At 65.4% G+C, this 5660-nt stretch carries 7 protein-coding genes and 1 pseudogene; 5 read left to right on the forward strand and 3 right to left on the reverse strand.

Features of this window, described 5'->3' with window-relative positions; genetic code table 11:
• The 3 genes and pseudogenes from IFY26_RS18355 to IFY26_RS18070 form a co-directional block, all read left to right on the forward strand.
• On the forward strand, window positions 1–233 hold a 233-nt coding region (locus IFY26_RS18355; protein WP_416046545.1), incomplete at its 5' end, for a divalent metal cation transporter.
• 605 nt (window positions 234–838) lie between these two features.
• Window positions 839–1378, forward strand: coding sequence for a DUF305 domain-containing protein (locus IFY26_RS02755; protein ID WP_232547480.1), 540 nt, complete (start codon window positions 839–841; stop codon window positions 1376–1378).
• Window positions 1379–1702: 324 nt separating this feature from the next.
• Window positions 1703–1947: pseudogene (locus IFY26_RS18070) on the forward strand (cation efflux transmembrane domain-containing protein); the annotation flags it as partial.
• A gap of 395 nt (window positions 1948–2342) precedes the next feature.
• On the opposite strand, the gene IFY26_RS17670 reads toward IFY26_RS18070, so the two are convergent.
• Together IFY26_RS17670 and IFY26_RS17675 are read right to left on the reverse strand one after the other, a co-directional pair.
• On the reverse strand, window positions 2343–2570 hold the full coding sequence (locus IFY26_RS17670; protein ID WP_332836136.1) for a hypothetical protein: 228 nt from the start codon (window positions 2568–2570) through the stop codon (window positions 2343–2345).
• Entirely contained in the window at window positions 2500–2745 is a 246-nt protein-coding gene (locus IFY26_RS17675) for a hypothetical protein (RefSeq protein WP_332836137.1), read from the reverse strand. Before IFY26_RS17675 ends, IFY26_RS17670 begins: the two co-directional genes overlap by 71 nt.
• Before the next feature lie 933 nt (window positions 2746–3678).
• Between IFY26_RS17675 and IFY26_RS02770 the strand changes: the two genes are divergently transcribed.
• Both IFY26_RS02770 and IFY26_RS02775 read left to right on the forward strand, forming a co-directional pair.
• Complete coding sequence (locus IFY26_RS02770) at window positions 3679–4356, forward strand: hypothetical protein (RefSeq protein WP_232547482.1); 678 nt, start codon at window positions 3679–3681, stop codon at window positions 4354–4356.
• Between the two features lie 157 nt (window positions 4357–4513).
• Window positions 4514–5074, forward strand: coding sequence for a hypothetical protein (locus IFY26_RS02775; RefSeq protein WP_232547483.1), 561 nt, complete (start codon window positions 4514–4516; stop codon window positions 5072–5074).
• A 287-nt stretch (window positions 5075–5361) separates the two neighbouring features.
• Here IFY26_RS02775 and IFY26_RS18440 read toward each other — a convergent pair.
• Window positions 5362–5660, reverse strand: a 299-nt coding sequence (locus tag IFY26_RS18440; protein WP_463366316.1) for a hypothetical protein, incomplete at its 5' end; no start/stop codon positions are given.

Below are 5660 nucleotides of genomic sequence, written 5' to 3' on the forward strand. Positions count from 1 at the left end.
GACCCGCCAGAGCTTGCCCGAACTGCTTGGCGGCCGGCTGCCCAGGGGCCACGCCTTGCTGTATTGGGCAGGCGGAACTGGTCGCAGGCGCCACGGATTTGGCGGAGGTCATCGGCGGCGCCGTGGCTCTCAACATCCTCTTTGGCCTTCCCCTGCCGCTGGGCGGGCTGATCGTCGGACTCGACTCGATGGCGCTATTGGCGGTGCAGTCCAGGCGGGGGCAGCGTCCCTGAGTTCATGGTGATGGGCCTGCTCGCGATCATCACCATCGGTTTCGGGGCAGGACTGTTGGTGAGCCCGGTCCGACTGGTGCGCGGCCGCGGCGGGCGCCGTTACGCGGTTCGAGGGCGCTCCGACCGTTCTGCTCGCGGCCGGCATGTTCGGCACAACCCTCAACAGACACGCCCTTGACCGCCTCGACGTCGCCGTAGGAGTAGTGCAGGTTCTCCACGTGGATCGCGGGGTTCAGCCATGGCCCGCACGCCCCTTCCACAGGTGAACCATTGGCGATTGTCCCCCTCCCAGGCAGGTGGCGCAGTCCGAATCGCTGCATACCTCCCGCGTAGCCCCGCTCGCGGACTGGCAGACAGGCGACCCCGCTCAAGAAGCTCGGACTCCGTCTCGAAGACGCGAGACTCTCGATCCTGTTGACAGGTGGCCAAGGGCCGCGCAATCGCGGCCACCAGCCGCGCGGCCAAAGCCGAGGCCCGCGCGCAGGGCACGTTCGACACGTGGGTGGAGGGCGCTGCACCATCGTGCGACATCCGGCAAGGTGAGCGACCCGCCCGCCCGCGTGGCATGCTGGAGACGAAATGGACAGTGATCCGAAGGAGATGCCATGAGTAGCGACGACGATCGATCCTCGGAGCGGGCATCGCGCGAGGAGACAGGCCACGCTCCCACCGAACATTCGGGGAAGACCACTGACCACGGCCCGGGCACGTACGTGCGTTTCGGGCTGATGATCTTGACGTCCTCTCTGGTGATGTACATCGTCATGTACCTGAACACTTACTCGATCGACCACGTCTTCTGGAGTTGGACGCGGTTCTTCATGACGATGATGTCCGCGGCGACCATGACGGTGATCATGTTGGCCTTCATGATGGGGATGTACCGCAACCGGATGGTGAACGCGGTGATCGTGGTGGGAGCTGTGGTGGTGTTCGGTGCGGGCCTTGCCCTGGTCCGCACTCAGGCCACCATCGGTGACGTCGCGTGGATGCGCGCGATGATCCCGCATCACTCGATCGCGATCCTCACCAGCGAGCGCGCCCACCTCGAGGATCCGCGGGTCCGTGCGTTGGCTGACTCGATCATCGAGGCGCAGCGCAAGGAGATCGAGGAGATGAAGGCCTACATCAAGGAGTTGGAGTAGGGGGACCAGCTCCCTGTGCAGGCGGCCGAGGCGACGCGCGATGCTCGGCGACGGCCCGTGCACCAGCCCGGGTGGTGATCGTGGAGGGCGATTCGGTGCACGGGCCGCAACCGAACGCGTGGTCAGCGAGGCCGATCTGCCGGTGGGGGACGCGAGTGGAGGGCTTGGAGGCCGCCAGTTGACCAGCTCTGTGAGGTGCGACCGGTCGCGGCATGGAGGGAGGTGAGGAACGTCGACAAATAGTTGGCGTGGGTCTTGCCACTGACGGCGAGCGCGTCGGCGATCTGTGCGTTAGGCCGGCTCTTGGCCAGGGGGCCGAGCACCTCCGCCGCGAGCGAAGGCATCATGATCTTCGTCGCTGCAGCGTTCATCCTGTGGATTTCGGTGGTGCGGTCTCTCAACCCGCTCCCGTTGGACGTGGGCGTTGGGCTGGGCGTTTCGGTGGTCGCGTCCGCCGTCAACGGGGCGGTCGCCGTGGTCCTCATGCGAGCCGCATGCACCGCTCGATCACGCTGACCGCTGACGACAAAGACCTGATGACCGACGTGTGGGCCTCGGCGGGAGTCGTGTCGATGCCGGCCGCATGCAACGCCTTGATGAGCATCTTGAACTCCTGCACCTAGTTCGCCTCGCGTGCCATAGGCCGCGTAGCCGTTGTGCGGCGCGAAGAACCCGATCGAGTTGTAACCCCAGTAGTTGCTCAGCCCCTGGGCGACCAGGTGCGGGTCGTTCACGAACTGGTGGACCGGCATCAGCTCCACCGCCGTGACCCTGAGGGAAGTGAGGTGATCGACGATCGCGGGCTCCGCCATGCCCGCGTACGTGCCGCGCAACTCCTCCGGCACCCCCGGGTGCAGCCGGGACATTCCCTTGACGTGCGCCTCGTAGATGACCGAGTCGTGGTAATCCCCATTCGGCGGACGGTCGTAGCCCCAGTCGAAGTAGGGATTGATCTCCACCGACGTCATCGTGTGGCCCAGGGAGTCCTCGGTGTTCGGGCTGCCGGATCATCGAACCGGTACGAGAACAGCGACGAGTCGCCGTCGATCTGCCCGTCGATCGCCTTCGCGTACGGGTCCAGCAGCAGCTTCGACGGGTCGCAGCGCAGACCGGCGGCCGGGTCATACGGGCCGTGGACGCGGTACCCGTAGCGCTGCCCCGGCTGGGCCCCGGGCAGGAAGGCATGCCACACGTAGGCGCTCGACCTCTGTCAACCGGAAGCGCTCCTCATTCCCCTCGTCGTCGAGAAGGCACAGGTCCACGGCGTCCGCCGCCGCGGAGAACAACGCGAAGTTCGTGCCACTGCCGTCATGCGTGGCGCCCAGCGGATATGACCGGGCCAGATTTGCATCTGCCCACCCTCCCACGCCCCTGGGCAGTGTCGGGTCCGGTTCGACAACGCCGCCGCCGAGGCGTGCTTCAGTTCCCCGGGATGGGGGTCCCGTCCCGTCACACCTTCGGCAGCACCCATCGGGCCCAGGCGGTCGTGATCCACTGGTGCTGCGGCTTCCACAACCACGACCGGCGACACAGCACGGTCGGCATGATCAGCCCTCCACTACGAACGAGCCACGGCGGCGATGTGCCTGGAGGGACGGGGACGATCCGTGCCGCCAGTCTTCTTGTGACATCGTCGCGCTCCTGTCCACGGCGGAGAGTCGGCGCCCGTTAGGGCGGGTGTCCTGTTCGCCCGGCCCGCTGCCAGGAGCGCGTCATGAATCGTCAGCCACACCGCCTCGTCACGGGGACAGCGTTGTGGCTCGAGTGGGCCGGCGCCGCGCCGTCTGCGACGACGCCGACCAACTCGTGCGTCCACATCGCCAAGGGCTGTGGAAGGCATGACATGGACGCCATCGCTGTCGAGTGGTTCATTGCCCGGCCGTTGCTAGTGGATGCCCGGAGAGCCCTCCTTGCGAGCCTCGTCCTGACCGGATCCGAATGCTGGCAGCGGTGCGGTGAACGCCCTGCGGATCTGAGCCGCGAAGCTGGGCGGCCGTCGGCCTATGCTGGGGGGCAGCCCTGGACGCCAGAATTGTGCGCGTTCGGGGTGCAGAGCTGTTCCCCACGTATTCCCCACGAGAAGGTGACGGCATGGCTGAGGCCCATCAAAATACCTTGTCAGGGGGCCATTCTCACTGGATAGAAGAGAGCTTCAACTCCTCTCTCGCGCACCGGGAGTAATATGTCCGGCCCGGCTAGACCATGGCATGATCGATTCAGGAGCCCCCCGTGGGAGTCGGTGCGCGTCGGGATCGGCTGCCCTACTGGCGGTTTCTGTGGGCCGCGATACCGTGATGGGCATGGATCCGAACGCCTTGGCCGCCATCATTGCGGCAGGAGCCGCCATCCTTTCTGTTGTCGTTTCGGTCGTGTTCGGCATCCTGAATGCCCGCTTCTCAAACTGGTCTGCGCTTGCCGCCGAGGAAGCACAACGGCTCGCTGGCCGCCAACTGGAGGCTGGGGTGTCGGCGACCGAGCAGGCCTTGCAGCCCTACTTGTGGGCCGACCTGCGCCCCCGGGCCGATGGGATTCTCTTGGTCCTCCACATCGGGAACAGCGGACCGACGGTGGCCACGCGCGTGCGGGTCCGCTTTGACCCGCCCCTCGCCGAATTGGCCGAGGAGGACCGCCGGGACCGCATGAAAATGACAGAAGAGGCACTATCCAACGGGCTAGCCTCGCTGACGCCAGGCCGCACGATGGAATGGACCTTGGGCCCGGCCGGCGTCCTCGTTCCGGCTGACAAGCCTGCACCCTCGGTGCGGGTGACGATCGACGCTGATGGTCCCTACGGGGCCCTCCCAACGCTGGTGTACGTGATCGATCTGGAGCAAGTCAAGTACTCAAGCGGTCGGGGCGAGGGACTGGGGATGATTGAGCGAGCGATCAACCTGGTCGCTCAAGAAGCGAAGCACCTACGCCAGACCGTCCGTTCACTCGGCGACTCCGTGGACCAGCAACGACCGCGAACGGACTGATCGTGCCGCAATGCGCCGATCCCTCCAACCCCATTGCCCCAATCGGCCACGACCTGCACCTTGCCCTCTGCTGCCCCGCCCCCAGCGGCAACCCGTTTACCCGCCGCGAGGTGACACTTGCGATCCGTTGACATCACCCAGCCGTTAGACTGCGGAGGTGACAACACATCTTTGGATGGATTGGCGAGAACTCACCAGGTTCACCGAAAGCGGGCGGCTCGCCTTCAACCGCGAGGCCGCCCTGTGGTCTACGTTGCAGTTGGCAGACAAGAAGGCAGCGAGTCTCCAGAGCCCGGCCGGAGCCGGACGCTACTCGGTGGCATTGGATGACCACATAAGTACCCTGCAGGACCATACAACTTTTCACGCTGCCGTTCTTATCCACTCATACGCTCTGGCCGAATTCTCCGCATGCGTTCAGTTGGGAATCGACTCACGCTCCGCGGGCGGTGTTGAGTCCTGGGGGGCCGCCCTGCTGCAAAGCAACGGCCAGAACTGGGGCAAAGTGCTTGATGGTGAAGCTGGTGCCGTAGAGGTTGCAGTCTGTCGGAATGTGTTCGCACATGGGTCACGCGAGATCGACGCCCAAGCCGCATCGCGTTTAGGTGCGGCGGGCTCCTCACTTTGGGCATTGGGGGATCAAGTTGGACTCAACTACGACGACCTCCGGCTCTTTCGAGATCGATTGCGCAGCCTTCTGCGTGTCGGCGGGCTCTAGCCAAGCCCAGGACCTCGTTGGGATCTGCAGACGGCGTAGACTCGCTTGCCGTTTTGGCCGATGTGTGGCCTAGGAACCAAGTAGCGGGAGCTGCTCGTTGCCCCGGTCGCTGCCTCACGCCGCATCGTGCGGTTGCGCCCCGGGGATGCGGACGCGAGCGAGTGCTCGCTCTCATTCCCACGGAGCCTTATGGGCTCATCACAGTTGAGGGTGTAGCGGCGGGGTGATTGTGGCGGCGTGTCGGTACTGCGCTTGAGGGTCGAGGCCTCCCGATGATGGAGCAATGATCAGAACCTGTGGATGGCTCGCGGCGAGGTGACGTAGAGAAGACGTACCTCCCGAGCAAGATCGAAGCCCATGCTCAAGTTCGGATCGAGGTCGGCGTTGGCGCGCCGGCTCGGTAAGGTACGCCCATGCTCAAGGTAGTCCACGAGGAGAACCAGCCCCAGCAGCACGTCCCGGCTGCGGTCGGTGGGTCGTTGCTCAATGAGCTGGCCCGCGACGGCGCGCGGCAGATGCTCGCTGCGGCGCTGCTGGCCGAGGTCGCCGCCTAGGAGCCTGCTGAACAAGGCGTCTATCTGACGGC

The sequence above is a fragment of the Propioniciclava soli genome (assembly GCF_014858005.1).
Lineage (GTDB): Bacteria > Actinomycetota > Actinomycetes > Propionibacteriales > Propionibacteriaceae > Propioniciclava > Propioniciclava soli.

Bases quoted from the DNA above. Each gene is read 5' to 3' on its own strand.
- IFY26_RS02755 (WP_232547480.1), top strand. From the start codon at position 839: ATGAGTAGCGACGACGATCGATCCTCGGAGCGGGCATCGCGCGAGGAG.
- IFY26_RS02770 (WP_232547482.1), top strand. From the start codon at position 3,679: ATGGATCCGAACGCCTTGGCCGCCATCATTGCGGCAGGAGCCGCCATC.